At 60.1% G+C, this 25,418-nt stretch carries 29 protein-coding genes and 1 pseudogene; 14 read left to right on the top strand and 16 right to left on the bottom strand.

Annotation, left to right across the window (positions count from 1 at the left end):
- Window positions 1–532 precede the first annotated feature (532 nt).
- Window positions 533–2,149, top strand: coding sequence for an L-aspartate oxidase (gene nadB / locus BMW74_RS19970; RefSeq protein ID WP_093425567.1), 1,617 nt, complete (start codon window positions 533–535; stop codon window positions 2,147–2,149).
- On the opposite strand, the gene BMW74_RS19965 is transcribed toward nadB, so the two are convergent.
- Window positions 2,118–2,570, bottom strand: a complete 453-nt coding sequence (locus tag BMW74_RS19965; protein ID WP_093425564.1) for a protein YgfX — start codon at window positions 2,568–2,570, stop codon at window positions 2,118–2,120. The two genes, nadB and BMW74_RS19965, sit on opposite strands and share 32 nt — an antisense overlap.
- Window positions 2,554–2,808 (bottom strand): FAD assembly factor SdhE, encoded by a 255-nt coding sequence (locus BMW74_RS19960; protein WP_093425561.1) that lies wholly within the window; start codon window positions 2,806–2,808, stop codon window positions 2,554–2,556. The genes BMW74_RS19965 and BMW74_RS19960 overlap by 17 nt, the downstream gene beginning before the upstream one ends.
- Window positions 2,809–2,957: 149 nt before the next feature.
- On the opposite strand from BMW74_RS19960, the gene BMW74_RS19955 reads away from it, so the two are divergent.
- From BMW74_RS19955 to BMW74_RS19930, 6 genes are all read left to right on the top strand, one after another.
- On the top strand, window positions 2,958–3,899 hold the full coding sequence (locus tag BMW74_RS19955; protein WP_093425558.1) for a CAF17-like 4Fe-4S cluster assembly/insertion protein YgfZ: 942 nt from the start codon (window positions 2,958–2,960) through the stop codon (window positions 3,897–3,899).
- Between the two features lie 22 nt (window positions 3,900–3,921).
- The gene (locus BMW74_RS19950; protein ID WP_093425555.1) at window positions 3,922–4,743 is read left to right on the top strand and encodes an HDOD domain-containing protein; all 822 of its coding nucleotides are present in this window, start codon (window positions 3,922–3,924) and stop codon (window positions 4,741–4,743) included.
- Between the two features lie 409 nt (window positions 4,744–5,152).
- Window positions 5,153–6,400 carry a ribonucleotide-diphosphate reductase subunit beta gene (locus BMW74_RS19945; protein WP_093425552.1) on the top strand — a complete coding sequence of 416 codons (1,248 nt, stop codon included), beginning with the start codon at window positions 5,153–5,155 and terminating at the stop codon, window positions 6,398–6,400.
- Between the two features lie 155 nt (window positions 6,401–6,555).
- The gene (locus tag BMW74_RS19940; RefSeq protein WP_093425549.1) at window positions 6,556–7,503 is read left to right on the top strand and encodes a hypothetical protein; all 948 of its coding nucleotides are present in this window, start codon (window positions 6,556–6,558) and stop codon (window positions 7,501–7,503) included.
- 162 nt (window positions 7,504–7,665) lie between these two features.
- Entirely contained in the window at window positions 7,666–7,983 is a 318-nt protein-coding gene (locus BMW74_RS19935) for a helix-turn-helix domain-containing protein (RefSeq protein WP_093425546.1), read from the top strand.
- A 278-nt stretch (window positions 7,984–8,261) separates the two neighbouring features.
- On the top strand, window positions 8,262–8,792 hold the full coding sequence (locus BMW74_RS19930) for a DUF1003 domain-containing protein (RefSeq protein WP_093425543.1): 531 nt from the start codon (window positions 8,262–8,264) through the stop codon (window positions 8,790–8,792).
- Window positions 8,793–8,798: 6 nt separating this feature from the next.
- On the opposite strand, the gene BMW74_RS19925 is transcribed toward BMW74_RS19930, so the two are convergent.
- A complete protein-coding gene (locus BMW74_RS19925) occupies window positions 8,799–9,722 on the bottom strand; it encodes a LysR family transcriptional regulator (protein WP_256562622.1) in 924 nt (307 codons plus the stop codon).
- 42 nt (window positions 9,723–9,764) lie between these two features.
- Here BMW74_RS19925 and BMW74_RS19920 point away from each other — a divergent pair, with 42 nt between their 5' ends.
- Complete coding sequence (locus tag BMW74_RS19920; RefSeq protein WP_093425537.1) at window positions 9,765–10,475, top strand: CTP synthase C-terminal region-related (seleno)protein; 711 nt, start codon at window positions 9,765–9,767, stop codon at window positions 10,473–10,475.
- Entirely contained in the window at window positions 10,472–10,804 is a 333-nt protein-coding gene (locus BMW74_RS19915) for an antibiotic biosynthesis monooxygenase family protein (RefSeq protein WP_093425534.1), read from the top strand. Before BMW74_RS19920 ends, BMW74_RS19915 begins: the two co-directional genes overlap by 4 nt.
- Here BMW74_RS19915 and BMW74_RS19910 read toward each other — a convergent pair.
- Window positions 10,792–11,121, bottom strand: coding sequence for a DUF2025 family protein (locus tag BMW74_RS19910; RefSeq protein ID WP_093425531.1), 330 nt, complete (start codon window positions 11,119–11,121; stop codon window positions 10,792–10,794). The genes BMW74_RS19915 and BMW74_RS19910 overlap by 13 nt on opposite strands.
- Window positions 11,122–11,622: 501 nt before the next feature.
- Here BMW74_RS19910 and BMW74_RS19905 point away from each other — a divergent pair.
- Window positions 11,623–11,937: a PepSY domain-containing protein gene (locus BMW74_RS19905; RefSeq protein WP_093425528.1), complete on the top strand. Its 315-nt coding sequence runs from the start codon at window positions 11,623–11,625 to the stop codon at window positions 11,935–11,937.
- A gap of 90 nt (window positions 11,938–12,027) precedes the next feature.
- Here BMW74_RS19905 and BMW74_RS25825 read toward each other — a convergent pair whose 3' ends face one another.
- The 3 genes and pseudogenes from BMW74_RS25825 to BMW74_RS19895 form a co-directional block, all read right to left on the bottom strand.
- Window positions 12,028–12,732 carry a methyl-accepting chemotaxis protein gene (locus tag BMW74_RS25825; protein WP_371911809.1) on the bottom strand — a complete coding sequence of 235 codons (705 nt, stop codon included), beginning with the start codon at window positions 12,730–12,732 and terminating at the stop codon, window positions 12,028–12,030.
- A 228-nt stretch (window positions 12,733–12,960) separates the two neighbouring features.
- Window positions 12,961–13,071, bottom strand: a pseudogene (locus tag BMW74_RS25820) (hypothetical protein); the annotation flags it as partial.
- Window positions 13,072–13,927: 856 nt separating this feature from the next.
- Window positions 13,928–14,359, bottom strand: coding sequence for a multidrug/biocide efflux PACE transporter (locus BMW74_RS19895; protein WP_093425522.1), 432 nt, complete (start codon window positions 14,357–14,359; stop codon window positions 13,928–13,930).
- A 90-nt stretch (window positions 14,360–14,449) separates the two neighbouring features.
- On the opposite strand from BMW74_RS19895, the gene BMW74_RS19890 reads away from it, so the two are divergent.
- Entirely contained in the window at window positions 14,450–15,304 is an 855-nt protein-coding gene (locus BMW74_RS19890; RefSeq protein ID WP_093425519.1) for a LysR family transcriptional regulator, read from the top strand.
- Between the two features lie 18 nt (window positions 15,305–15,322).
- Here the strand turns inward: BMW74_RS19890 and BMW74_RS19885 are convergent, their stop codons facing one another.
- The 4 genes from BMW74_RS19885 to BMW74_RS19870 form a co-directional block, all read right to left on the bottom strand.
- Window positions 15,323–16,558, bottom strand: a complete 1,236-nt coding sequence (locus BMW74_RS19885) for an RNA polymerase sigma factor (RefSeq protein ID WP_093425516.1) — start codon at window positions 16,556–16,558, stop codon at window positions 15,323–15,325.
- The gene (locus BMW74_RS19880; RefSeq protein ID WP_093425513.1) at window positions 16,558–17,049 is read right to left on the bottom strand and encodes an SRPBCC family protein; all 492 of its coding nucleotides are present in this window, start codon (window positions 17,047–17,049) and stop codon (window positions 16,558–16,560) included. Before BMW74_RS19880 ends, BMW74_RS19885 begins: the two co-directional genes overlap by 1 nt.
- A gap of 27 nt (window positions 17,050–17,076) precedes the next feature.
- Complete coding sequence (locus BMW74_RS19875; RefSeq protein ID WP_093425510.1) at window positions 17,077–17,421, bottom strand: YciI family protein; 345 nt, start codon at window positions 17,419–17,421, stop codon at window positions 17,077–17,079.
- A 68-nt stretch (window positions 17,422–17,489) separates the two neighbouring features.
- Window positions 17,490–17,924, bottom strand: a complete 435-nt coding sequence (locus BMW74_RS19870; RefSeq protein WP_093425507.1) for a YybH family protein — start codon at window positions 17,922–17,924, stop codon at window positions 17,490–17,492.
- Between the two features lie 141 nt (window positions 17,925–18,065).
- On the opposite strand from BMW74_RS19870, the gene BMW74_RS19865 reads away from it, so the two are divergent.
- On the top strand, window positions 18,066–18,551 hold the full coding sequence (locus tag BMW74_RS19865; RefSeq protein WP_093425504.1) for a GNAT family N-acetyltransferase: 486 nt from the start codon (window positions 18,066–18,068) through the stop codon (window positions 18,549–18,551).
- 7 nt (window positions 18,552–18,558) lie between these two features.
- Here BMW74_RS19865 and BMW74_RS19860 read toward each other — a convergent pair whose 3' ends face one another.
- From BMW74_RS19860 to BMW74_RS19850, 3 genes are all read right to left on the bottom strand, one after another.
- The gene (locus BMW74_RS19860) at window positions 18,559–19,056 is read right to left on the bottom strand and encodes a GNAT family N-acetyltransferase (RefSeq protein WP_093425501.1); all 498 of its coding nucleotides are present in this window, start codon (window positions 19,054–19,056) and stop codon (window positions 18,559–18,561) included.
- Window positions 19,057–19,343: 287 nt separating this feature from the next.
- Window positions 19,344–19,832, bottom strand: a complete 489-nt coding sequence (locus BMW74_RS19855) for a GyrI-like domain-containing protein (protein WP_093425498.1) — start codon at window positions 19,830–19,832, stop codon at window positions 19,344–19,346.
- A 69-nt stretch (window positions 19,833–19,901) separates the two neighbouring features.
- Window positions 19,902–20,564 carry a LysE family translocator gene (locus tag BMW74_RS19850; protein WP_093425495.1) on the bottom strand — a complete coding sequence of 221 codons (663 nt, stop codon included), beginning with the start codon at window positions 20,562–20,564 and terminating at the stop codon, window positions 19,902–19,904.
- Window positions 20,565–20,782: 218 nt separating this feature from the next.
- On the opposite strand from BMW74_RS19850, the gene alaC reads away from it, so the two are divergent.
- Window positions 20,783–22,000, top strand: coding sequence for an alanine transaminase (gene alaC, locus BMW74_RS19845; protein ID WP_093425492.1), 1,218 nt, complete (start codon window positions 20,783–20,785; stop codon window positions 21,998–22,000).
- A gap of 115 nt (window positions 22,001–22,115) precedes the next feature.
- On the opposite strand, the gene BMW74_RS19840 is transcribed toward alaC, so the two are convergent.
- Window positions 22,116–23,468, bottom strand: a complete 1,353-nt coding sequence (locus BMW74_RS19840) for a GntP family permease (RefSeq protein ID WP_093425489.1) — start codon at window positions 23,466–23,468, stop codon at window positions 22,116–22,118.
- 84 nt (window positions 23,469–23,552) lie between these two features.
- Window positions 23,553–24,086 (bottom strand): gluconokinase, encoded by a 534-nt coding sequence (locus BMW74_RS19835; RefSeq protein WP_093425486.1) that lies wholly within the window; start codon window positions 24,084–24,086, stop codon window positions 23,553–23,555.
- A 215-nt stretch (window positions 24,087–24,301) separates the two neighbouring features.
- On the opposite strand from BMW74_RS19835, the gene BMW74_RS19830 reads away from it, so the two are divergent.
- Window positions 24,302–25,333, top strand: a complete 1,032-nt coding sequence (locus BMW74_RS19830; RefSeq protein ID WP_093425483.1) for an HTH-type transcriptional regulator GntR — start codon at window positions 24,302–24,304, stop codon at window positions 25,331–25,333.
- Window positions 25,334–25,418 lie beyond the last annotated feature (85 nt).

Below are 25,418 nucleotides of genomic sequence, written 5' to 3'. Positions count from 1 at the left end.
GGCTTGCATAACTAATCGATCCGACTTGCAAACATAGACTCGGGCTTTTCGCAAAAGTTCTCCCCCCTCCAAGCAAGTTTCCTGTGCGCTCTGATTTGGCTCACACGAAAGGCGCAGCATCGGCTTTGGCCGGCTGCGCAAATAATCTGGTCGTCAAATCCATGGGCAAGGACCGAAACACGGTCCTGCGCGAACGCGACGCTGTTCCTTGTTTCAGGCATCCTTCTATTGAGCTTGTCTGCCAGGCAAAAGTTCCCATTCTTTACCGCCGTGCACCACGAACAATAGTTGCCCAAGAGGCAAAAAGGTACGCTTTGCCTGCGAAAACTCAGACTGGAGCCCCCTCACCCCGCAGGTCGCCTGTCATAACACTCAAGCCTTTGCGTCACAGCAGTTGCACAACGCCATAAAAGCTCGACTATTGTGCCGGTCCGCCCCTCTATATACTAGTTCGCTGTGTGGCTGCCTTGACTCGCCGAATCAGGTGTCTTGCGCCAACCCCGACCCGGGTCGCTTTGAGCGGAATCCTGAAATGAGCCAACAGTTTCAACACGATGTTCTGGTGATTGGCAGCGGCGCTGCCGGCTTGAGTCTGGCACTGACATTGCCGGGCCATCTACGTATTGCCGTACTGAGCAAAGGCAACCTTGCCAATGGCTCCACCTACTGGGCCCAGGGTGGTGTCGCCGCCGTGCTGGACGACACAGACACCGTTGAATCACACGTTGATGACACCCTCAATGCGGGGGGTGGCTTGTGCCATGAGGACGCCGTGCGCTTTACCGTCGAGCACAGCCGGGAAGCGATTCAATGGCTGATCGACCAGGGTGTGCCGTTCACTCGCGACGAACACTCCGGTACCGAAGACGGCGGCTTCGAGTTTCATCTGACCCGCGAGGGTGGCCACAGCCATCGGCGCATCATCCACGCCGCCGATGCCACCGGTGCCGCTATCTTCAACACCTTGCTCGCACAAGCCCGTCAACGCCCAAACATCGAACTGCTCGAGCAGCGGGTGGCCGTTGACCTGATCACCGAGAAACGACTGGGCCTGGATGGCGAGCGTTGCCTGGGCGCCTATGTGCTCAATCGTGGCACTGGGGAGGTGGACACCTACGGTGCGCGCTTTGTGATCCTGGCCTCTGGTGGCGCCGCGAAAGTCTATCTCTACACCAGCAATCCCGACGGTGCGTGCGGCGATGGCATCGCCATGGCCTGGCGCTCAGGCTGCCGGGTCGCCAACCTGGAGTTCAACCAGTTCCACCCAACATGCCTCTACCACCCGCTGGCCAAGAGTTTCCTGATCACCGAGGCCCTGCGCGGCGAAGGTGCACACTTGAAGCTGCCGAATGGCGAACGCTTCATGCAACGCTTTGATCCTCGCGCCGAACTCGCGCCGCGGGACATCGTCGCCCGGGCCATAGACCACGAAATGAAACGCCTGGGGATCGATTGCGTCTATCTGGATATCAGCCATAAGCCTGCAGACTTCATCAAGACGCACTTCCCGACGATGTACGAACGCTGCCTGGAGTTTTCCATCGACATCACCCGGCAGCCGATCCCGGTGGTTCCAGCTGCGCACTACACCTGTGGTGGCGTGATGGTCGATCAACAAGGCCGCACGGACGTACCCGGGCTCTATGCGATTGGCGAAACCAGCTTCACCGGCCTGCACGGCGCCAACCGCATGGCCAGCAACTCGCTGCTGGAATGTTTCGTCTACGCGCGCTCGGCAGCGGCGGACATTGTTGAGCAACTGCAACAGATCAAGATGCCCGCCCTCCTGCCCGCCTGGGACGCCAGCCAGGTCACCGATTCGGACGAAGACGTGATCATTGCGCACAACTGGGATGAGCTGCGGCGATTCATGTGGGACTACGTAGGCATCGTACGCACCAACAAACGCCTGCAGCGCGCCCAACACCGCGTTCGCTTGTTACTGGACGAAATCGACGAGTTTTACAGCAACTATAAAGTCAGTCGGGACTTGATCGAGCTGCGCAACCTGGCTCAAGTGGCCGAGCTGATCATTCGTTCAGCCATGGCGCGCAAGGAAAGTCGCGGCCTGCATTTCACCCTCGACTACCCGGATATGCTGCCCCAGGCACTGGACACTATTCTGGTGCCACCCACCTACGTCGACTGAACTTGAGCCGCACTCGCAGGCGTCGGTGAACATCCGCCGCCTGCGCATCACGCGGCACGCAGATCGAACGCACCCACCGCTCACCACGCAATCGAAAGCGCAGCACCACGATCAATGGCAATGCCAAGCTATCGGGACGCAGCTGCACCGGTTGCCAGCCTTCGGCCTTGCTCCATAACTGCCAACCGTCAGCGTCGCGCCGCAAGCCGCTGAACGCCCGGGGATGAGTCAACAGAATATGCCGCGGCAGCACCCAGGCGGCATGCACCAGGCACATCAACGCGCCAGACAGGCTGGCCCACAGGGGAATATCGAGTACCCAGAGTGCGCCGAGCGCAAACACCTGGGCCAGAAGATAGGCCGCCAGCAATTGCCGTGAGGCATGCCAGCGGCACTCAAACAGGTTACTTGGGCTGGACACGGTCCAGAATCATGCGAACCATGCGCTGCAGCTCAGGATCTTCGGATTCGCAGCGTTCCATGAACCAGCCGAACATGTCCTGGTCTTCGCATTCGAGCAATTTGACGTAGCAGTCGCGATCAACCTGGTTCAGGTGCGGATAAACCTCTTTCACAAATGGCACCAGCAGCACGTCAAGCTCAAGCATGCCGCGGCGGCTGTGCCAGTAGAGGCGGTTCAGTTCAACATCTTCGACCATGGAGCGCTCCTCAAATAGAGCCCAAGTATACAGCCCCAGTCCCCGTCGAACAGTCGGCTTTGGTCGGGCTCCGCCGATCCTTTGCGAACTACCCATTTCAGCGGCTCCCCCTTATGATGTCCTCCAGACTTTTTACCCTGCGATGACCCATGGCCGATTCTGCTTTTTTCTGCACCTTGTCCCATGAAGGCGTGCTCGCCGTTCGCGGTTCCGATGCCAGCAAGTTCCTTCAAGGACAGTTGACCTGCAACCTCAACTACCTGAGCGACACCCAGGCCAGCCTTGGCGCGCGCTGCACCCAGAAAGGCCGCATGCAGTCGAGCTTTCGCATCCTGCTGGAAGGTGACGGCGTGGTCATGGCGATGGCCAGCGAGTTGTTGGAGCCGCAACTGGCCGACCTGAAGAAGTACGCCGTGTTCTCCAAGTCCAAATTGACCGATGAAAGCGCCGCCTGGGTTCGCTTTGGCCTGTTCAATGCTGACGCCTCGCTCGCGGCACTTGGCCTCAACGTCCCGCAGGAAACCGACTCGGTGGCGCGCAATAACGGCCTGATCGCCATTCGTGTCTCCCCTGGCCGCACTGAGCTCTGGATACCCGCCCATCAGGCGCAAGCGCTGGCCGGACAACTCTCGGCAACTCTGCCCCCAGGCACGCTCAACGACTGGCTGCTGGGCCAGATTCGCGCAGGCATTGGCCAGGTCATGCCGGGCACCCGCGAGCTGTTCATTCCACAGATGCTCAACCTGCAAGCCGTTGGCGGCGTGAGTTTCAAGAAAGGCTGCTATACCGGCCAGGAAATCGTTGCGCGCATGCAGTACCTGGGCAAACTCAAGCGTCGACTGTACCGCTTGCAACTGGACGCCAGTGAACTGCCCGAGCCCGGCACCGCGCTATTCTCTCCCACCCATGGCAGTTCCATCGGCGAAGTGGTTTTAGCCGCCCGCGCCGAACACCACATCGAGCTGCTCGCGGTGCTGCAAGCCGAAGCGGCTGAAGGTGGCGACATACACCTTGCAGCACTTGAAGGCCCGGCCTTGCAGTTGCTCGACTTGCCCTACCAACTGGATCGCGATCTCGAGATCCAGCGTTGATTGCAGCACCTAGAGAAACGAAATGAGTAAGCTGGCGAAAAAGGTCCAACAGGATTTGGTTGAGGCCATCGATAACGATGACTTGGTTCTGCCTACGTTGCCGGAAGTAGCCCTGCGGATTCGCAAGGCTGCCGAAGACCCGGAGATCAGTGTCGCCAGCCTGAGCAAAGTCATCAGCCGTGACACCGCGCTGTCGGCGCGCCTGATCAAGGTAGTCAACAGCCCATTGCTGCGCGCCACCCAAGAGGTGACCGACCTGCATACGGCGATCACTCGGCTGGGCATCAACTACAGCAGCAACCTGGCCATCGGCCTGGTCATGGAGCAAATATTTCACGCCCGCTCCGAGGTCGTGGAGCGCAAGATGCGCGACGTCTGGCGTAAGAGCCTGGAAATCGCCGGCATCAGCTACTCGCTGTGCCGCAGCCATACCCAGTTGAAACCGGATCAGGCCGCGCTTGGCGGGCTGGTCCATCAAATTGGCGTGCTGCCAATCCTGACCTACGCCGAGGATCACAACGAATTGCTCTCCGACCCGGTAAGCCTTAACCATGTCATTGAGCGTATTCACCCACTGCTCGGAGACAAACTGCTGCGGGTCTGGGACTTTCCGGAAATGCTGGCCAATTTGCCGGGGCAGTATCTGGATTTCAAGCGCCAGTCCGAACGGGTCGACTATATAGACCTGGTACAGATTGCCACGCTGTACTGCTACAAAGACACCGATCACCCACTGGCTCAGATCGACATCACCACCCTGCCCGCGTTCAAGCAGCTGGGTATCGACGCAAGCAACCCACAGCTGTGCAGCGATCTGGAAGTCTCGCGGTCCATGTTTTATTGAGTGTTCCTGACCCTGGCCGAAAAAACCTGATCTACGGCAAAAAATTTCTATACCGGGCAAAGCCCCATAAACCCTCGCTCTGTCCTGAAAAGCGGCCTTAATGGCAACTTGCTAGGCCATTTCGTCGCACCACAAGCGTAAAAAAACACCTATAATGCGCCGGTAAATCGGGCCTGCAACACCTCCTTACATGAGAGTGAAAGCCACGCTGAAACCATCGCAGGAGCTGACCACGTCTGCTCCGCTGTTCAGCGACTTCAGGACACCCGTAGACATTTCTGTTTTTTGCCTGCGTTCTGCTGCAACAAAACGATTCCTTTAGATCCAATGCGGCCACCAAGCCGTGTGAATAACCAACCATCAGAGTTTTCACACGGGCATCTGGCCCTCACGCAGGAGACGACACGTCATGCTGAGCTGGGACGAATTCGACAAAGAAGACGGCGAAGTTGTCGCCAAAGGCGCCAATGCTGGCCACGCGACAGAAGCCAACATGGACCGCCTTGACAGCGCCGGTGGTGCTGCCGCGCTTGAAGCCCGTGCCGTTACCGCCAACGACTCGGCTGCGATCATCCGCGCCAAGGCCGCCCTCGACACACTCGACATCGCCGAAGGCCTGGCTGAACTCGAAGGCGCCTCTGCCCGTGTTGCGGTCGATGAAAAGCGCATGATCAACTGCCGCGCCGACCTCAACCAACTCGTCCCGTTCAAATACGACTGGGCCTGGCAGAAGTACCTGGACGGCTGCGCAAACCACTGGATGCCGCAAGAAGTCAACATGACCGCCGACATCGCCCTCTGGAAAAACCCGGAAGGCCTGACCGACGACGAGCGCCGCATCGTAATGCGCAACCTGGGCTTCTTCTCCACAGCCGACTCCCTGGTTGCCAACAACCTGGTACTGGCCGTGTACCGCCTGATTACCAACCCGGAATGTCGCCAGTACATCCTGCGCCAGGCATTTGAAGAGGCAATCCACACCCACGCCTACCAGTACTGCATCGAATCGCTGGCCATGGATGAAGGCGAAATCTTCAACATGTACCACGAGATCCCATCGGTCGCGAAGAAAGCCACCTGGGGCTTGAAGTACACCCGTTCGATCTCCGATCCGAAGTTCGAAACCGGCACCGTCGAAACCGACAAGGAACTGCTGCGCAACCTGATCGCCTACTACTGCGTCCTGGAAGGCATTTTCTTCTACTGCGGTTTCACCCAGATCCTGTCCATGGGCCGTCGTAACAAAATGACCGGCGTCGCCGAGCAGTTCCAGTACATCCTGCGCGACGAATCCATGCACCTGAACTTCGGTATCGATGTGATCAACCAGATCAAAATCGAAAACCCACACCTGTGGGATGCTGAAATGAAGGAAGAAGCTTCGCAGATGATCCTGCAAGGCACTCAGCTGGAAATCGAATACGCTCGCGACACCATGCCACGCGGCGTACTGGGCATGAACGCGGCGATGATGGAGGACTACCTCAAGTTCATCGCTAACCGTCGCCTGTCGCAGATCGGCCTGAAAGAAGAATACCCAGGCACCACTAACCCATTCCCATGGATGAGCGAGATCATGGACTTGAAGAAAGAGAAGAACTTCTTCGAGACTCGGGTTATTGAGTATCAAACAGGCGGGGCGTTGAGCTGGGATTGATTCCAGGCACTCATACCGTCTGAATCGATGAATCAACAAAGCCTTGAGCGTGTAATGCGCTCAGGGCTTTTTTGTGGCCGCAGCCGCCGGACAGTGGCTTGTCTGCGACATAACGACTATTAATACCCTCCCCCACTCAAGGACCCGAGCCCGTCATGAAATTCGACCTGGCCTACTGCCTCAGCCTCGACGACAAGTTGTCGATCTATGACGTACGGGATCTGAATTTCGACGAGACCGTCGCGTTCGACTCAGCCAAGGAGCACTTTCAGTGCCCTAACGACACCTGTCGCATGGCTTTTGATTTATCGAATGAGCTGACGACGTTCAATGCCAAGAACGTGAACTACGTGCGCACGCCGCATTTTAAAAACACGCCCAGCACGCGGCATGTTGAGGATTGTCCTTATGCCATTTCGACGATGCCAGCGGCAGAGCCAGACGATCGTCGGGAGGAACACTTCCCCTCGGAGTTGTTGCTGACTCGACGCGAATATGTGCGCAAGCCTGCAGATCCTGCGGTGGCTGCAGACGGGGTGCGAGAGGGCTCAACAGCCGTATCGGCGGCCCACAATGCAGAGCACCCGGCTCAACAATCGGCACCAGACAAGACCCGTGTCTTCGCCCATCCGGTGGAGTGTTTTGTCTCGAACTTCGCGGACAAAGAGTTGCTCAAGCGCATGCCGCTGAAGATTGGCGAGCATACGGCGCCCTACAGTTCGTTCTTCAAGAAGGTTGAATACCTGCTGGACAACAAGGGCCTGATTTACTGGGGAAAGATCAAGAACATCGAGGATTACACACACAGCTTTCGCATCGACTTCAACGATCCGGTCTGGTTCATGCCTGCCGATGCGACAAAAAAACGGCCCTATCCGGTCAGCGTCTACCTGAGCAAAAAGCTGATCGATAACTACCGCAAGCGCACAGCATTCCTGGACGAGATCAAATACGCCACGGAGAGCCAAAAAGACTTGTTTTGCTTCTTCTATGGCGTAACCCCAGAACTGAAGCAACTGCCCGGAAAGTCGAAGTGGGTCTTCAATGCCAACATTGAGAACCTTGACCATTTCATCATTCGTGAAGCACCAGGCCTGCAATAGATTGGCTGGTACAACTCACGTCCCGCGGAAACCGGCGCATTGCCACCCGCCTCGCAGGGGCCAAATAGCACCTATCAAAAAAAGAGTTTGATCCAGGCGCAAAACAACTGTACAAAAACACAGTATATTTTGATTTACCACCCTCGCCCCCTGGAGAAAACCATGGCCTCTCTTGCGATGAAAATCACTCTGGAACGCATCGCCCTGTTCCAGTTCACTCCGTCCCATAGCGCACAGGCCCGTGCAATGCTGGGTTGGTCCCTGGAAGCACTTTCCAGGGAATCCGGAGTCAGCGTTGAAGCTATCCAACGATTTGAGTCAGGCGCAGAGGTGCTCGATGTCACCCGCCTGGCCCTTGCCTATCGACTGGAAGCTGAAGGGCTGGTGTTCTTCCCAGGATTTGCACCGGGTAGGAGCATGAGCGTCAGAGGCTCTACCCCCAACCCGGTGGGGCGCTCAGACTACGCGATGATTGAGTGATCAGATCCTCAACCTAAAGGTGCATGGCGACACCCCGAAGTGATCGACTCACTCTGGCTATCAACGGCCGATCAAGCGGTCCGAACACAAACGCACCCTCACAACGCATAGCCGTACCGACAGCAACGGCCCCCAGGCAACGCTCGCAATCGAATCGATAACGCGAGGCCAGTAGCGTCAAACCCTGTCTAACGTCTGTCATCGTACGCATGCAGCCGCCAGACAAGAACGCGTGAAGCTATAGTGACTTCACTCCCAACACCACAGCAGAGTCCACGATGAGTTCGTCCAAACCCGAAAAGCCCGCCGTTGATTACCTGCGTTTTCACCGCCCCCACGCTCACCTGGCATCCACCTTTGGCAATGACACCTTTGCCTTGAAGGCCGAGGCCTTTGCTCGCTTCTTCGGCACGCCAATGTTTCTCGGCGCACAAACGCTCATCGTCGCGGTCTGGATCATGCTGAACACGACCGGGATAACGACCTTCGACGTCTATCCCTTCATCCTCCTCAACCTGGCCTTCAGCCTGCAGGCGGCCTATGCCGCACCGTTGATTTTGTTGGCACAGACCCGGCAGGCCGCCCGTGACAAGGCTCAGTCCGACGCCGATGCGCAACACCGCGAGGCCCTGGCAGTCGCCAACACCGAACGCCAGGCCCAGGCTGCCCAAACTACTGCACAGTTGCTGGCATTACTTGAGCAAAACACTCACTTGACTGAAATGACCAAGGCATTAAGCGAACGCATCGAAAGCCTGACGTCGGAGATGCACCAGCATTTAGTGCGCAACGACTCAGCCCCGGAGTAAAACGTCTTAGCCTGGCAAACGAATGGCCTGCGCCAGCTCATCGAACAAGGTCACCACCGAGCGCAGTGCTCGACAGTCCGGGCGTGTCAGCAACCAGAGACTGGTGTCGCACCCCTCCAGCGTCTCGCTCAATGGAACAATCCCCGCAGCGGGCTCGATCAAAAAATCGGGCAACGCTGCGACCCCGAGTCCAGCGCGTACCAACTCGGTGACTGCCAGCAGGCTGTTGCAGCGATAGCTGGGCCGCACACCGGGAAGATGCTGACGGCGCCAGGCGACAGTCGGATGATCGGGCAAGAAGTCATCCGGGGCGATCCAGTTCAATTGCGTCAAATCATCAGTGTCGTTCGACTGCCCATAGCTGGCACTGGCGCAGACCCGATACGACACCACGCCCAATCGCCGTCCCACCAGATGCTCGGGCGGCGAACGGGTCAGGCGCAGGGCGATATCGGCGTCGCGGCGGCTGAGGTTGGCAAAGTCATTGGAAGTGCTCAGCTCCAGGGTCAGCGCTGGGTACGTCGGCATGAAATGCGCCAGCGCTGGCAGCAGCAAGGCATGCAGTACCGAGTCGGTACAGGTCAGGCGCACGGTGCCACTGATCACTTCACCGCCCTGCTCCACTCCGATACGCGCGGCTTCCAACGCCAGTTCGGCGCACTCAGCCTGCTCGGCCAAGGTTCGGGCCAGGGTCGTGGGTAAATAGCCGACCCGGCTCTTTTCGAACAGCGCCTGGCCCAGCGCGGCTTCCAAGCGCCGGACCGCGCGGAACACCGTCGATACATCGACCTTCAACAGTGCCGCGGCCCGGGCCAGAGAACCACCACGTACCAAGGCAAGAACCAGGGCAAGGTCCGGGTAGTCCAATCGATAGTGCGTCTGCGCATTGATCACTTGGGTAAACGCCCATATTGTTTGCGTGAACGCCAAATTATAGTGAACCCAGGCATCCAACAAGTCTCGGGAGACACCATGGCCAGTACCCAACGTCTGCGCATCGCCCTGATCGGCGACTACGATCCACAGGTCACCGCCCATCAAGCCATTCCCCTGGCACTGGACATGGCCGCACAGCACACAGGACATCCGGTAGCCTTTCAATGGCTGGCTACCGAGCGCATTGATGCCAGCACCCCGCTAACTGACTACGATGGCGTCTGGTGTGTCCCCGCCAGTCCCTATCGCAACCTGGACGGCGCGTTGTGGGCGATCCGGTTTGCCCGCGAACAACAGCGCCCTTTCCTTGGTACCTGCGGTGGCTTTCAGCACGCCTTACTTGAGTACGCCCGTAATGTACTGGACTGGGCCGACGCCGAGCACGGCGAAGTCGCACCCGATGCCCCACGCGCCGTGGTGACCCCGCTGACATGCACGCTGGTGGAAACCGTGGACCGCATCCACTTGGCCGAAGGCTCGTTGATCGCCGATGCCTATGCCACCACCGATATTCAAGAGGGTTACCGCTGTCGCTACGGGGTTAATCCGGCCTTCGAAACCCAGTTGCTCAACGGCAGCCTCAAGGCTACGGGCCATGACGGGATGGGTGACCTGCGGGCCATCGAGCTCAGTGATCATCCATTCTTTGTCGCCACCTTGTTCCAACCCGAACGCGCAGCACTGGCCGGTATCTTGCCACCCTTGGTCAGCGCCCTGATCAAGGCTTGCGCGAGGAACCGGGCATGATCGCCAACACACCCCTGGCCCCTTATTACGCAGTAATTTTCACTTCATTGCGCACAGACGGTGACCATGGGTACGGCCAGGCCGCAGCGCGCATGGTCGAACTGGCTCGCCAGCAACCGGGGTTCCTCGGTGTAGAGTCCGCTCGCGACGCAGACGGGCTCGGCATCACTGTTTCGTATTGGGCCAGCGAAGCGGCGATCCTCGCCTGGAAGCGCCACAGCGAGCACGGTGAAACCCGCGAGCAAGGGCGAACGACCTGGTACGAGGCCTTTCACACCCGGGTGTGCAAGGTCGAGCGCGCCTATGCCTTCGAGCGTCAGCCGGGCTGAACCAGGCTGCGACGCGCAGTGATCTCCGGCACGTCTTCGCGACACATATAGACGCGTAGTGGTTCGGTGATGTTGATCCGGTCATCGATGTTCTGCTCCAGCAGCACGCGGATCAGTTCTCGCTTGAGGGTCATGGTTGATCCGTCGCCACTGGCCCAGACAAATTCGCTGGCAGGGATGATCGCGTCATCGGCGACATCCATGCCGAACGAGTCTTCGCTGAAACGGACGATGTAGCGGGCGGTCTTGCGATTGAAGCCGACGAAACCATTGAGTTGGTCGGCGGCCTGGCAGATAAGCTCGGATGTGATGCGCATGCTAAACCTCACGGATGCGTCCCGAAGGACGGCGGAACGATGGTTTGCATGCAAGGCAGGATGACAAGTATTCCCTCTGGCGGGGAACTGACTGACGCGAATCGTACTGCAAAGGACTGCACAAAAGTGCGAAAAAAACGGCCCCGCCTCAGCCAAGGTCGATTGGGTGCTCGCACATCGGGCGTTCGCTTGTTAAAAGTACCACTCTGCGATGGCCTCTCACACGAGGACGTCGACTATGCCAAGCAGCAACCGGGGGCCTGTCTACACTGTCGACGAGGCTGTGGACTTCAAGAAGGCGATGGACGCCAGTGTCGGGGATTTGCTTGAGATCAATGGCTACTGAGCGATCATCTGCCAGCATGACGTCTACATAGCGCCTACGGCAAAGCTTCCCTCCATACGTGGGAATGAACTGAACAAACCCTAGGAATTAAGGATCAGTTAAGTTGCACTGGTTAACCTGATTCCACTTAAACAGCTCAACCAAGGAATGAACCCATGAAAAACCTGACTGCTCTGTTCACCGCCGCCGCCCTGACCCTGACTGCCGGTTTTGCCATGGCCGATGTGCGTCCGGACCTGATCCCGGGCCTGCTCCAGTCTGGCGCCATCATGGACATGGACAAGCTCAACCAAAGCGCACTGGCCCAACATCCCGGCACGACCGCAGCCAACATCACTGAAACCGAGCTGGACCACAAAGCCGGCGCCTATGTGTACGAAGTCGAAATCCGTGATGCCAAGGGCATCAAGTGGGACGTCAAGCTCGACGCCAAGACCGGCGCCGTCCTGAGCAACGTTCAAGACAAGTAACTGAGCACCAGAAAGCCGCACCCCCTCAGGGGCGTGCGGCTTTTTTGCGCCGCTAAAACCGCACTGACGTACTCGCCGTGCACGAGCAACCTAGGCACGAAGGCGCGAAGTCACCTCATTGAGTTGCGCCGACAGGCCATGCAGGTTATTGCTCGCGGCTTCGGTACGCTGCACGTTGCTCAGATTGGTGCTGGCAATGCTGGTGATCTCGGTCAGGTTGCGCGAAATGTCTTCGGCGACTGCCGTTTGCTCTTCAGCCGCCGTGGCGATCTGGCGGTTCATATCGCGAATCGCTTCCACTGACTCAGTGATGCGCTCCAGCATGCTGCCGGCCTCAGTCACTTGCTGGACGCTCTGCTCGCTGCGCGACTGGCCACTCTCGATGGCCTGCGCTGCATTCACCGCCCCGGTTTGCACCGTCTGGATAATCTGGTTGATTTCAATGATCGACGCCGCCGTGCGCTGGGCCAGGCTGCGCACCTCATCCGCGACCACGGCAAATCCGCGCCCGGCTTCACCGGCACGCGCCGCTTCAATCGCCGCGTTGAGCGCCAACAGGTTGGTTTGCTCGGCGATGCCGCGAATCACCTCCAGCACCTTGCCGATGCGCGCGCTGTCGGTTTCCAACTGACGGATCACCGTGGCCGTATTGGCAATTTCCCCACGCATCTGGGTGATGGTGTGAATCGTCCCTTGCATCACCCGCTCGCCTTGCTGCGCCGACTGATCCGCATCGTCGGCGGCGCGGGCGGCTTGCGCGGCATGGCGGGCGACTTCCTGGGCCGTGGCGGACATCTCGTTCATCGCCGTGGCGACTTGATCGGTACGGTTGAACTGTTCGCTGGTGCCGTGGGCCATCAACGTCGCAATCGAGTTCAACTCGCCACTGGCGCCGTCCAACTCGGACGCACTGCGCTGCAAGCGACCGAAGGTATCCGCCAGGAAATCACGCAGGGTGTTGGCCGCCGACGCCAGGCGTCCCAGTTCATCCTGACGATCATTGGCCACACGGTCGGCGAAACGCCCCTGGCTCAGTTGGGCGACGTACTCAATCAGACGGCGAATCGGCGCCACCAACTGACGGTTGATCAGCCACAGGCTGAGCAGGCTGATGAACAGCCCTGAAACCAGCATCACGGCAATGCCCAGCAGCACGGTGCGATCGGTATTGGCGCTGATCTGGTTGGATTGCTGGCGGCCTTGTTGGCGCAAATCATTGACCAGCTCGCTCATTTGCTCGCTGGCGGCACGATCAACGCCCTTGAGCGCGCTATCGCCTGCCACCGGATCGAAACCGGCGGCCAGATAGGCGTCGCGACCTTTCCGGTAAGCCTCGCCGAGCGCGCGATGCTCATCGCGCAAACGCTCGATACGCGCCTTGAGCGAGGCTTCGAGCCCTGGCGCGCGCGTCAACTCGCCGAGGATGGTTTGCACATCGCCCTGGCGCGCCTCGAACTGCTGCCAGTACTGGTTCAACTGCGCCGGCTGCTTGCCGCGCAGCAGGACGTTCTTCCACTCCTGCACCTGCGCCTTGAGCTGCAGGTTGGCTTCATCGATCAGTTGCGAAGTATGCAGCGGGCCTTCAATCAGGTTGCGGTAGTTCTGCACCCCATTGGAGAGAAAATGAAAGCAGGTCAGCGCAATCAACAACATCGCAAACAGGCTGCCACCCAGCAGTGCCAGGATTTGAGCTCTCAGGGATCTTTGCAAAAACATCGAGGGATATCTCACGACAGGAATAAAACGAACACCAACGGTAGGCGCTCGCCACGCGCGACGTTCCTCTCGTCAACACGCAGCACACCTACCTCGGAGCGCAAACCAGCCCAGTCGTCATCGGCGTTCGCGCTGAATACTTGAGCCGTTCCGACGACGGGTTGTACGTCCGTTGCATCGCGCATCCATCGATCACAAAACGACCAAGCAGCCTCGCCATAATGCCGTTCAAGCGCCGCCGTGAATGGCCCGGTTCCGGGCCATCCCCCATCGACTACGACATCCTGGCCAACAGCATCCGTTCGCGCACCACGTCGTAGACCCAGTGATAGACATAGGTGTATGGCAGAAAGAACAGCAGCACGCCGATGTCCAGGATCAGCGCCTGCAACAGGCTGACGTTCAACCACCAGGCGATCAACGGCACACTCACAGCCACCAGCCCACCCTCGAAGAGCAAGGCGTGCAGCACCCGGGTGGCGGCGCTGGGCACTAGGGACAGACGTTTGAGCAGGCGATCGAACAGGCCGTTGAACACGACGTTCCAGGCCAGTGCGATCAAGCCGATGGCGATGGTTGCTACGCCCATGTCGACCAACGGCTTGTCCATCAGCCAGGCCAGCAGTGGCGTACACAGCGCAACGGCCAACAGTTCGAAGCCGATGGCCTGCAGCACGCGTTCGGTCAAGGTTTTCTGGGGGCTCATGGTCAACCTCCTTGCAGTGAATGTGGTTGCCATCATCTAGCGCCATGCCGATACTTCATAACCAATAACCATCGATCAAGGCGATAGCTCATGGTCTCTCATGAAGTGCTGCTGGCGTTTGTCCAGGCCGCAACCCAGGGTTCGTTTTCCGCCGCGGCACGCAAACTCGGCAAGAGCCAATCGACCATCAGCGCCGCCGTGGCCAGCCTGGAAATCGACCTGGACGTCACTCTGTTCGATCGCAGCAGCCGCAAGCCCAGCCTGACGTCGGCCGGGCATGTGCTGCTGCAACGGGCCGAGGAAATCCTGGCCGCCAGCGCACGCCTGGAGATGAGCGCCGCGCAACTGTCCAAAGGGGTTGAAGCGAAGTTGACGGTGGCACTGTCCGACACCTATCAGTCGGATCGCTTTGAAGTCGCGTTGAGCGAGTTCGAACAGCGCTATCCGGACCTGGAACTCGAATGCCTGATTGCCGAGTGCGACGACTTGGTGGCCCTGGTGCAAAGCGGCCGCGCGCATATTGCATTCGCCGAGATGCAGGACAGCTATCCGGCCGACCTGGAGAGCACCAGCGTTGACGAGCGCGCCGAGATCGCCTTGTTCGTATCACCCGCACACCCATTGACCCGTGCCAAAAACATCGACCAACACACCCTGCAGCAACACCGGGAACTGCGCCTGGCAACCATCATCAACCCCTACGAAACCCGGGCCCATGGCCGGGTCTGGTCGGCCCCCAGTTACTTGATGCTGCTGGAAATGGCCCAGGGCGGGTTCGGCTGGGCACCGCTGCCGCGCTGGCTGGTCGAGCGCTTTGGCCCGGGGACGTTGCAAGAGCTGAATGTGCGCGGTTGGCCAAAATCGGTGTGTGTCGATGCGCTCTGGTCCCGGCTGCATCCACCGGGACCGGCCGGCAGTTGGTTGCTGGGCAGAATGCTGGAGTGAAGGTTGGACGCGCCTGGGTTACTCCAGTTGCGCCAAGCGTCGCTCGATGAACTGGCGCTCCGCCACCTGGCGGGTCAACGTCAGGGCACGCAGATACGCCGCCCTGGCCTCATCCACCCGCCCCAACTGCCGACAGAACTCCGCGCGGGCGCAATGGGCCGGGTGATAGTCGAGCAACTCGCCCCGCGCCAGGATGTCCTCGACCAAGCGCAGCGCCGGCAACGGCCCGTCACGCCGGGACAACGCGGCGGCCCGGTTGAGTTCGATCACCGGTGACGGCTGTGCACGCAGCAACACGTCGTACAGCCCGACAATCTGTGGCCAATCCGTTTGTTCGACCGTCGCCGCCTCGGCATGCACTGCCGAAATCGCCGCTTGCAAGCAATAGGCCCCATAGCCCTGCGAGCCCAATGCACGTTCGACCAGGGCAATGCCTTCGCCAATCATTCCGGCGTCCCACAACGAGCGGTCCTGCTCATCGAGCAGGATCAGTTCACCGGATGCCGAGGTCCTCGCCGGGCGACGGGACTCGTTGAGCAGCATCAGCGCCAGCAATCCCAGGACCTCGGCTTCCGGCAGCAACTCGACCAGCAAACGCCCCAGGCGAATCGCTTCGCCCGTCAACTCTTCGCGGGTCAATTCATTGCCGCCCGACGCCGAGTAGCCCTCGTTGAACACCAGGTAAATCACCCGCAACACGCTATCCAGACGCTCGGGTAGCTCGGCAATGGAAGGCACCTGATAGGGGATCTTCGCCTCGCGAATCTTGGCCTTGGCCCGCACGATTCGCTGGGCAATGGTGGCCGGCAGCACGAGGAATGCCCGGGCGATTTCTTCGGTGGTCAGGTCGCAGACCTCACGCAGCGTCAAGGGCACCTGCGCATCCGCCGCCAACGCGGGGTGGCAGCAGGTGAAAATCAGCCGCAGGCGATCGTCCTCCAGGTCTTCGGTGTTCCAGTCGGCCTCTTCGAGCGCTTCCAACTGCGCCTCCAATGCCGCGTGCGACGCGACAAACCGCGCGCGTCGACGCAGCGCATCAATGGCCTTGAAACGCCCCGTCGACACCAGCCAGGCGCGCGGGTTATCGGGCACCCCGTCACGCTGCCACCGCTCGACCGCGATAAAGAAGGCGTCATGCAGCGCCTCCTCGGCCAGGTCAAAATCCCCCAGCAAGCGAATCAACGTCGCCAGGATGCGCCGCGATTCGTTGCGATAGACCGTCTCAACCAGCGCCTTGACCGACTCGCCGGGCATCAGTCCGGCATGCCCGTGGTCACCAGCGCCTCCAAACGATCCAGGCTCTGCCCCCACCCTTCATGAAAGCCCATCGCTTCATGGCTTTTGCGGGCCTCTTCGCTCCAGTGCATGGCGCGGGCGGTGTAGAGGGTCTTGCCATCGGCCTCCTCGAAGGTCACCTCGGCGGTCATGAACGGTTTGCCCGACGGAATCCAGCCAGGCTTGAACGCGTCGGTAAACACCAGGCGCTGCGGCGCCTGAATCTCCAGGAACACCCCGGATGTCGGGTATTCACTGCCATCCGGGGCGCGCATCAGGGTGCGGAATTGACCACCGACCCACAGGTCCATCTCGCACTCTGGCGTGGTCATGCCATGGGGCCCCCACCACTGGACCAACAAAGGTGGCTCGACCCAGGCGCGGAACACCTTACTGGGCGGTGCATCGATCAAACGACTGATGGACAGCGCAAACTCGGCCGGCGGCCCATCGTTGAGGGAAAGACTCATGGAAAAACTCCTGTATCAGGGTTGTTATCAGGGATTCAACTCACGCACGGGGCGCACTTCAACGCTACCGACCCGGGCCGCCGGGATATTGCCGGCGACCTGGATGGCCTCGTTCAAGTCCTTGGCATCAATCAGGTAAAAGCCCGCCAGTTGCTCTTTGGTTTCGGCGAATGGCCCATCGGTGATCGACAGCTTGCCGCCGCGCATGCGTACCGTGGTGGCGGCCTGCACCGATTCCAGCGCTTGTCCGGCCAGCAATCGGCCACTGCCCTGGACCGACTCGGCATAGGCCAGGCATTCGGCATCCTTCGGGCTGTCGGGCGAGGTGTGCAGTACCCGTTCGTCGCTATAGACCAGGCATAGGTATTTCATGGGCGTCTCCGTCTTCAGGCTGATCAACTATGGCTGCTGATTGAAGGTTGGGTATGGTTGGCCGACGATCAGGGCTGCAACTCGAACAACGCCGCCCCGCTCATCATGTCGAACGGCGCCGACCAGTGTTCATGGACGATCCGCCAGTGACCACCCACGCGCTGGTATCCCGCGGTGACGCGCATCCAGCAACCCTTGGCTTGCCCCTCGTCATCGGTCCCGGCGCAGTGGGCCAGCCAGTGGGCGAACGCCATGTCCGGGGCACTCACGACATTGAGCTGATGAAAATCGAAGGTGTGCGGGCCCGGACAGTGGGTCATGCACTCCTGCCAATGCGCTCGATAGGCGGCCTTGCCCTTGAATTGCAACGCCTTGACCGCATCGAAGGACACGATGTTGTCGGCATACAAGCCCATGAGCACGTCAATATCCTTGGCCATCACCGCTTTGCGGTAGGTCTGGATCAAGGTGTGGATGTCGGTGTTTTCGATAGGTGCATTCATGACGGTTCTCCGAGTGTTTTGTGTGAAGACACCCCTAGTCGACTGGGAAAACACCCAATCGACAGCCGAAATAAAATAATTTCCCACGCCGCAAACTGGCTAGAATCCGCACTTCGCCTAGCTGGTTCTCGGGAACTGTCAGTGACTCCTCAACTCGTCCCCTATGAACAGCTCTCGCCTGCACTGCGCCAATCGGTGGAAGCCATCGAGGTGCACCCGCTGCAGAAACCATTCTGCGGCGATATCTACGGTGCCCTTCACTCATTGAGTGACGCTGCGGGTAGCGCGATCAGGGGCTTTGCCCTGATCAGCGATCAGACACCCGTCGCCTTCCTGCTACTCAAGCGCCCGCCGTTCCTGCCAGCCTGGGCCGATGAAGACAGCGCCACCCTGCACGCCCTGCAAGTTGACCACCGTCACCAGGGCAAAGGCTATGGCAAAGCCTGCCTACAAGCATTGCCAGATATTGCGCGCCAGGCCTGGCCGCACATCAAAGGCCTGGAGTTATCGGTGGATGCGCACAACGCAACCGCCCTGGGGCTTTATCTCAAGCAGGGCTGGGTCGATCGTGGCGAAGCCTACAAGGGCCGGATCGGCTACGAACGACGCATGACGCTGACCTTCTGAGCTCGCCCTACAGATCCAGTGCCATCTCGTGCCAGACCAGGCCACCGTGGTCGGACTCGGAGGGCTTGAGGTAGGCGAAACCCAGGCCGGCGTACAACGGGATGTGCCGCTCACGGCACATGAGGTTGATACGGACCTTGCCCATCTCCCGCATGCGCGCAATGAACTCGGTCATCAATTGCTTGGCCAGGCCCCGCCCCTGAAAGTCCGGGTGCACCACCACCGACATAATCACCACCTGCGGGCCGTCCGGGTCATGGCCGATCATTTCCTTGAAGGCTTCGTCGGCCATCTCCACCTGGAACGCCGCCCCCGAGTTAATGAACCCGGCAACCACGCCCTCGACTTGCGCCACGATAAACCCCTCGGGCCAGGTCGCGATGCGCGTGGCGATCTTTTCGCGGGTGGCCGCTTCGTCACCTTCATACGACTGGCTTTCGATGGCGAAACAGCGATCAAGATCGCCAGGCAGTACCTGGCGAATGAGTGTCGTGGAGGCGTTCATGGCTGGGTCCTGTCAGCTGAAAGTGCGGCCAAAGCTTAAATGAATAAGGACGGCATATCGATCCTGAAGCCCCCCGTAAAGCCTTCGTATAGTGCCTTTCCTTGAGCATGGCATGGCGCTATTGCTAGTACCTGTCTCTGGCCACCTACAGGAAATCGCACCATGAGTAGCGTTCAGATCGGTCTTCTTATGCTGTTCACCATCAGCCTCTTTGGTTTCATCACCTTGTCGATCGATCTGCTGCGTGCACATCGAATCGGCAAAGGTAAGCGGTGAACGCTCCACGTTCAGACCGCCTTGAGCGGCACCCAGATCTCCAGCGTGCCAACCCCGGTTTGCGGATTGAAGTCGGCGCTGTAGCGCTCGAATTCCGGGGCATCGGCCGCCGCACGGCCTGATGCTGGCAACCAGGTCTGCCAGATGTACGCAAAGGTCTGCGGCAGGGTGTCCAGGCCACCTGCGTGCTCGAACACCGCGTACTGCTGGGGCTGCACTTCGATCCAGCGGTACATTTCAGGCAAGTCATCCAGCTTGCTGATCTCCACCCCGGCAATGTACTCGAAGCCACCCTTGCCATCAGGGTTACAGCAGATGCCGTAGGTCAGATCGCCCTTTTGCGCAGGCACTTTGCCGATATGCGGGATGAAGGTGTCCCAGAGCTTGGGAATGCCTTCGGTGGTGTCCGCCGAAAATCGCCCTCCCAGCCCGGCGATCAACAAAAAACGCCCCGCTTCAAAGCGTGGCTCGGCGACAACGCCCTTTTTTGGATCATCCATGAATCATCTCCTGCATCGAAAAAGGTGGATTCGGCTCAGGAGTATAGAAGCCAAACCCAATTCCCCCCATCAGAGGCCGGGAAGTTCTGCCACAGCGGCCCCGACGATGAACTCCTGATAACCCGATAGGATCACGTAGACCGCGAAATAACAGAAGATCGCTGCAGATGCCAGGTAGGAGTAACGCAGCAGCTTGTCGCCCAGCAACTTGCCACCCTGGGTCGCGGCCAGACACAAGGCCGCGCACCACAACAGCCCGGCGCAGAAGAACCCGGCCAGAAACAACCCGGCGCTCACGAGGCTGCCGCCCCCGGATCGGGCGATCAGCGTACCGCCCACGGCCGCGAACCAGAGAATCGCGCTGGGCGACGACATCGCCAGAAAGATCCCACGGAAAAACTCCCGACGCCTGGAACCGCCGACGGCCTCCCCCGCTGGCGCCAGCACGGCACTGTGGTGGATGGCCGAGTAAATCATCTTCGCCGCGAAGTACAGCAACAACGCCGAACCGCCGACCCACAGCACCCAGCGCACGGCCGAGTACTGCAGCAGCACCGTCATGCCGGCCAGCGCCAGCACGGCATAGATCAGGTCGCCAACGCAGGTGCCAAGGCCCAGGGAAAACCCCTGGAAATAGCCGCGCTGCATCGCCAGGGTAATCATCGCGATGTTCGCGACACCGATGTCCAGGCACAGCGAAAGGCTCAAGAGAAAGCCGCTGGAAAACTCCATGTTTCGCCCCGTTCGAAAGTAGTGGAAGAACTGCTGCACGGTGATGCAAGAAGCAGGCAAGAAACCCGTCGGGCCAGCCAGCGCGCCAGTATCCGTGAAAATAGTTGCACCTGGCCACTGGACAGCCGGGCGCCAGCGCCCTTATCTTGCGCCCTGGCCACCGCAGTGGCCGACGTCGCTCGGACGGTTCCGGGCGCTTACGTACTCCAGAGGCAACAATGGCCGACCAAGGTTCGCCGCGCCGCTTTGCGCGCATAGATCGACTCCCCCCCTACGTATTCAACATCACTGCCGAGCTGAAGATGGCCGCCCGTCGTCGTGGCGAAGACATCATCGACTTGAGCATGGGCAACCCCGACGGCCCGACGCCACCGCACATCGTGGAGAAACTGGTCACCGTCGCCCAGCGCGAAGACACCCACGGCTACTCCACGTCCAAGGGCATTCCGCGCCTGCGCCGGGCCATTTCACGCTGGTACAAGGATCGCTACGAGGTCGATATCGACCCGGAAACCGAGGCCATCGTCACCATCGGCTCCAAGGAAGGCCTGGCGCACCTGATGCTCGCCACCCTGGACCAGGGCGACACCGTGCTGGTGCCCAACCCCAGCTACCCGATCCACATCTACGGTGCCGTGATTGCCGGTGCCCAGGTGCGTTCGGTACCGCTGGTCCCCGGCGTGGACTTCTTCGCTGAACTGGAACGGGCCATTCGCGGCTCGATCCCCAAGCCGAAAATGATGATCCTGGGCTTCCCCTCCAACCCGACCGCGCAGTGCGTCGAGCTGGACTTCTTCGAGCGGGTCATCGCCCTCGCCAAGCAGTACGACGTGCTGGTGGTACATGACCTGGCCTATGCCGACATCGTCTACGACGACTGGAAAGCCCCGTCGATCATGCAGGTGCCGGGCGCCAAGGACATCGCGGTAGAGTTTTTCACCCTGTCCAAGAGTTACAACATGGCGGGCTGGCGTATCGGTTTCATGGTCGGCAACCCGGAGCTGGTCAACGCCCTGGCGCGAATCAAGAGTTACCACGACTACGGCACCTTCACCCCACTGCAAGTGGCCGCCATCGCCGCGCTGGAAGGCGACCAACAGTGCGTCAAGGACATCGCCGAGCAGTACCGCCAGCGCCGCAATGTGCTGGTCAAGGGTCTGCATGAGTTGGGTTGGATGGTGGAAAACCCCAAGGCATCGATGTACGTCTGGGCCAAGATTCCCGAGGCCTATGCGCACCTGGGTTCGCTGGAGTTCGCCAAGAAACTGCTGGCCGAGGCCAAGGTCTGTGTGTCGCCCGGGGTGGGCTTTGGCGAGTACGGTGACGACCACGTACGCTTTGCCCTGATCGAGAACCAGGACCGGATTCGCCAGGCCGTGCGCGGGATTCGCGGGATGTTCCGGGCGGATGGGTTGATCAGCAAGACCAACGGCTGACCCAAAACCTGTGGGAGCGAGCCTGCTCGCGAAAGCGCGGTATCAGGCGACATGAATGTCGACTGATACGCCCTCTTCGCGAGCGGGCTCGCGCCCACCATTGCTTACAGCGTACTTAGACGAACAACGACAGCAGCAGGATAAAGCCCAGCGCCACGATGGACAGGATGGTCTCCATCGCCGTCCAGGTCTTGAAGGTCTCGGCCACGGTCATGTTGAAGTACTGCTTGACCAGCCAGAAACCCGCGTCGTTGACGTGCGACAGGATCAACGAGCCCGCACCGGTCGCCAGCACCAGCAGCTCACGGTTAACCCCCGGAATCATCCCCACCACCGGTACCACGATGCCCGCGCCAGTAATGGTTGCCACGGTCGCTGAACCGGTGGCGATACGAATCACCGCCGCCACCAGCCAGGCCAGCAAGATCGGCGAGATCTGCGCGCTCACGGCCATATGCCCGATCACATCCCCCACACCACTGGTCACCAGCATCTGCTTGAAGCCACCACCGGCACCGATGATCAGAATGATCGCGGCCGTCGGCGCCAGGCTGGCGTCGAGCAGCTTGAGGATGCGCTTGGAATTGATGCCCTGGCGATAGCCGAAGGTGTACAGCGACAGCAGCAACGCCAGCAACAGGGCCGAGATCGGGTGACCGATCATGTCCATCCAGGTGCGGAAGAAGTGCCCGTCCGGCAACGCCACGTCGGCAAAGGTCTTGAGCAGCATCAGGAACACCGGCAGCAACACGGTGATCAAGGTGATGCTGAAGCTCGGCAGGCTGGCCGCCTCAGGTTCACGGGCCAATTGGTCCACGAGTTCCTGGTTCGGATGCCCCGGAATGTACTTGGCGATGAACGTGCCGTAGATCGGGCCGGCAATGATGGCCGTCGGCAGCGCCACGATCAGTCCGTAGAGGATGGTCTTGCCGATGTCGGCGCCAAACACCCCGATCGCCAGCAACGGCCCCGGGTGCGGCGGCACCAGGCCATGTACCGCAGACAGGCCGGCGAGCAGCGGGATACCGATCTTGATGATCGACACCCCAGTGCGGCGCGCCACGATGAACACCAGCGGAATCAGCAGCACAAAGCCGATTTCGAAGAACAGCGGGATGCCCACCAGGAACGCGGCGAACATCATGGCCCACTGCACGCGCTCTTTACCGAACGCGCGAATCAGGGTCTGGGCGATCTGATCCGCCCCGCCCGACTCGGCCATCATCTTGCCGAGCATGGTACCCAGCGCCAGGATGATCCCGACAAAACCGAGCACCCCGCCAAAGCCGTCCTGGAACGCCTTGATGATGGTGCCGATGGGCATGCCTGAGGTCAGCCCGAGAAACGCGGCGGCAATGATCAGCGCAATAAAGGGGTGAAACTTGAACTGGGTGATCAGGACAATCAAGCCGATCACCGTCACCACTGCATCGAGCAGCAGGAACGTATCGTGGGACATGCCAAACATGGGGGGTATCTCCTGTTTGTTATTGTTATTAAAGCGGGTTTAAACCGTCTGCGACTGAGACAGCGCTATCTTCTTCAACAAAACTCAAACCGCAGGGCTCGAGCCGTGCTCGCGCCACCAGCCATTGGCTTGCGCGGCCAGTTGTTCAACTGTCTGGGTGGACGCGTTGAGCGCCAGGGTCAGCGGCTCGCCTACCGGTGATTCAAGGGTGGCGAACTGGCTATCGATCAGGGTCGAAGGCATGAAATGGCCCGGACGGTGCGACACCCGGTCAGCGGCAACCTCCCGGGTCAGCTCAAGAAACACGAAGCCCAGGCCCGGCAAGGCACTGCGCAAGCGTTCACGGTAACTGTGCTTGAGGGCCGAGCAGGTCAAAACAGGGCGCTGGCCCTGGGCATCCACGCGGCGCAACTCGTCGCACAGGCTGTCGAGCCAGCCGGCACGGTCGTCGTCGTTCAGGGGGATGCCGGCGCTCATCTTTTCGATGTTGGCCGCAGGATGAAAGGTATCGCCTTCGATGCCGGTCGCACCGCTGAGGCGGCACAAAGCCTCGCTGACGCTGGACTTGCCACAGCCGGCCACGCCCATGATGACCAGGGCGGTGATAGGTTGACTCATGTAACACCTCAGCGCGCAGACAGCGCTACCTTTGCTATTCGAGACTCTAGTGCAAAAGCAGGCAATGCCGATGCTTTCTTGTCATTTTTTGGGTTGCCGCATGTTCTTTTCCCAACGCCAAAAAGCAGGGATCAGGCAACCCCTGCTCAAGCATTTGCAGCCGCATCGAGACAGCGCTACCTTAGTGCCTTGTATTTTGTTTGGCAAGCCGCCCGATGACCTCCTCTAAAAACGATAAGAATCCTCGCACCACTGGCCGTCCTACCCTCAATGAAGTCGCTCGCCTGGCCGGCGTCAGTCCGATCACCGCCTCCCGGGCGCTGCGCGGCATCAGCACGGTCGCCACCGAACTGGTGGAAAAAGTCCAACAGGCCGCGCAGGAACTCAACTACGTGGTCAACCCCGCCGCCCGCGCCTTGGCCTCGGCCCAGAGCCAATCGGTGGTGGTGCTGGTGCCATCGCTGTCGAACCTGTTGTTCATCGAAACCCTGGAAGCCATTCATCAGGTGCTGCGACCCAAGGGTTTTGAGGTGTTGATCGGCAACTATCACTATTCCCGTGATGAAGAAGAAAACCTGCTGCGCAACTACATGGCCTATCAACCCCGCGGCCTGTTGCTGACGGGCTTTGATCGCACCGAAAGCGCCCGACGCATGGTCGAGGCCAGCAAAATCCCCTGCGTCTACATGATGGACCTGGACCCCGGTGCAGGCTTGAACTGCGTGGGGTTCTCGCAAGTGAGCGCCGGCGAAACCGCGGCCCGGCACCTGATCTCACGAGGCCGACGCAAACTCGCCTACATCGGCGCCCAACTGGACCAGCGTACCTTGCTGCGTGGCGAAGGTTTCCGCCGGGCCCTGCAACACGCCAACCTGCACGACCCGGACTTGGAGCTGTTGACACCGCGCCCCTCGTCCGTTGGGCTGGGCGGTGAGTTGTTCTTGCAAATGATGGCCGCCCATCCCCAAGTCGACGCGATTTTCTTCGGCAACGACGACCTGGCCCAAGGCGCGCTGCTCGAAGCCATGCGCCATGGCATCAAGGTTCCGCAGCAAGTTGCCGTGCTCGGCTTCAACGACCTGCCCGCCTCCGCCCACATGGTGCCGCGCCTGAGCAGCATCAGCACCCCACGTGAAGCCATCGGCCGACGTGCCGCCGAACACCTGCTGACGCTGATGGCCGGCAACACCATCGCCCGGCCAGTGGTCGACTTGGGCTTCGAACTCAAGGTCCGCGAAAGCACCTGAGCCGGCCCGGGAGCGCACTGGGATTGTTAGCCCGGACCTGAGTGAAACCGCGTACCGAACGTCTTTCTGCGTTGTCGGACCAGCC

Source organism: Pseudomonas sp. ok272 (assembly GCF_900109995.1).
Classification (GTDB): domain Bacteria; phylum Pseudomonadota; class Gammaproteobacteria; order Pseudomonadales; family Pseudomonadaceae; genus Aquipseudomonas.
This window is presented reverse-complemented; position numbering and strand designations above follow the sequence as displayed.

What these genes read in the sequence shown, in the direction of transcription:
- nadB (WP_093425567.1), top strand. Translation starts at nt 533, where the DNA reads ATGAGCCAACAGTTTCAACACGATGTTCTGGTGATTGGCAGCGGCGCT.
- BMW74_RS19960 (WP_093425561.1), bottom strand. Translation starts at nt 2,808, where the DNA reads ATGGTCGAAGATGTTGAACTGAACCGCCTCTACTGGCACAGCCGCCGC.
- BMW74_RS19955 (WP_093425558.1), top strand. Translation starts at nt 2,958, where the DNA reads ATGGCCGATTCTGCTTTTTTCTGCACCTTGTCCCATGAAGGCGTGCTC.
- BMW74_RS19950 (WP_093425555.1), top strand. Translation starts at nt 3,922, where the DNA reads ATGAGTAAGCTGGCGAAAAAGGTCCAACAGGATTTGGTTGAGGCCATC.
- BMW74_RS19945 (WP_093425552.1), top strand. Translation starts at nt 5,153, where the DNA reads ATGCTGAGCTGGGACGAATTCGACAAAGAAGACGGCGAAGTTGTCGCC.
- BMW74_RS19940 (WP_093425549.1), top strand. Translation starts at nt 6,556, where the DNA reads ATGAAATTCGACCTGGCCTACTGCCTCAGCCTCGACGACAAGTTGTCG.
- BMW74_RS19935 (WP_093425546.1), top strand. Translation starts at nt 7,666, where the DNA reads ATGGCCTCTCTTGCGATGAAAATCACTCTGGAACGCATCGCCCTGTTC.
- BMW74_RS19930 (WP_093425543.1), top strand. Translation starts at nt 8,262, where the DNA reads ATGAGTTCGTCCAAACCCGAAAAGCCCGCCGTTGATTACCTGCGTTTT.
- BMW74_RS19920 (WP_093425537.1), top strand. Translation starts at nt 9,765, where the DNA reads ATGGCCAGTACCCAACGTCTGCGCATCGCCCTGATCGGCGACTACGAT.
- BMW74_RS19915 (WP_093425534.1), top strand. Translation starts at nt 10,472, where the DNA reads ATGATCGCCAACACACCCCTGGCCCCTTATTACGCAGTAATTTTCACT.
- BMW74_RS19910 (WP_093425531.1), bottom strand. Translation starts at nt 11,121, where the DNA reads ATGCGCATCACATCCGAGCTTATCTGCCAGGCCGCCGACCAACTCAAT.
- BMW74_RS19905 (WP_093425528.1), top strand. Translation starts at nt 11,623, where the DNA reads ATGAAAAACCTGACTGCTCTGTTCACCGCCGCCGCCCTGACCCTGACT.
- BMW74_RS25825 (WP_371911809.1), bottom strand. Translation starts at nt 12,732, where the DNA reads ATGTCCGCCACGGCCCAGGAAGTCGCCCGCCATGCCGCGCAAGCCGCC.
- BMW74_RS19895 (WP_093425522.1), bottom strand. Translation starts at nt 14,359, where the DNA reads ATGAGCCCCCAGAAAACCTTGACCGAACGCGTGCTGCAGGCCATCGGC.
- BMW74_RS19890 (WP_093425519.1), top strand. Translation starts at nt 14,450, where the DNA reads ATGGTCTCTCATGAAGTGCTGCTGGCGTTTGTCCAGGCCGCAACCCAG.
- BMW74_RS19885 (WP_093425516.1), bottom strand. Translation starts at nt 16,558, where the DNA reads ATGCCCGGCGAGTCGGTCAAGGCGCTGGTTGAGACGGTCTATCGCAAC.
- BMW74_RS19880 (WP_093425513.1), bottom strand. Translation starts at nt 17,049, where the DNA reads ATGAGTCTTTCCCTCAACGATGGGCCGCCGGCCGAGTTTGCGCTGTCC.
- BMW74_RS19875 (WP_093425510.1), bottom strand. Translation starts at nt 17,421, where the DNA reads ATGAAATACCTATGCCTGGTCTATAGCGACGAACGGGTACTGCACACC.
- BMW74_RS19870 (WP_093425507.1), bottom strand. Translation starts at nt 17,924, where the DNA reads ATGAATGCACCTATCGAAAACACCGACATCCACACCTTGATCCAGACC.
- BMW74_RS19860 (WP_093425501.1), bottom strand. Translation starts at nt 19,056, where the DNA reads ATGAACGCCTCCACGACACTCATTCGCCAGGTACTGCCTGGCGATCTT.
- BMW74_RS19855 (WP_093425498.1), bottom strand. Translation starts at nt 19,832, where the DNA reads ATGGATGATCCAAAAAAGGGCGTTGTCGCCGAGCCACGCTTTGAAGCG.
- BMW74_RS19850 (WP_093425495.1), bottom strand. Translation starts at nt 20,564, where the DNA reads ATGGAGTTTTCCAGCGGCTTTCTCTTGAGCCTTTCGCTGTGCCTGGAC.
- alaC (WP_093425492.1), top strand. Translation starts at nt 20,783, where the DNA reads ATGGCCGACCAAGGTTCGCCGCGCCGCTTTGCGCGCATAGATCGACTC.
- BMW74_RS19840 (WP_093425489.1), bottom strand. Translation starts at nt 23,468, where the DNA reads ATGTTTGGCATGTCCCACGATACGTTCCTGCTGCTCGATGCAGTGGTG.
- BMW74_RS19835 (WP_093425486.1), bottom strand. Translation starts at nt 24,086, where the DNA reads ATGAGTCAACCTATCACCGCCCTGGTCATCATGGGCGTGGCCGGCTGT.
- BMW74_RS19830 (WP_093425483.1), top strand. Translation starts at nt 24,302, where the DNA reads ATGACCTCCTCTAAAAACGATAAGAATCCTCGCACCACTGGCCGTCCT.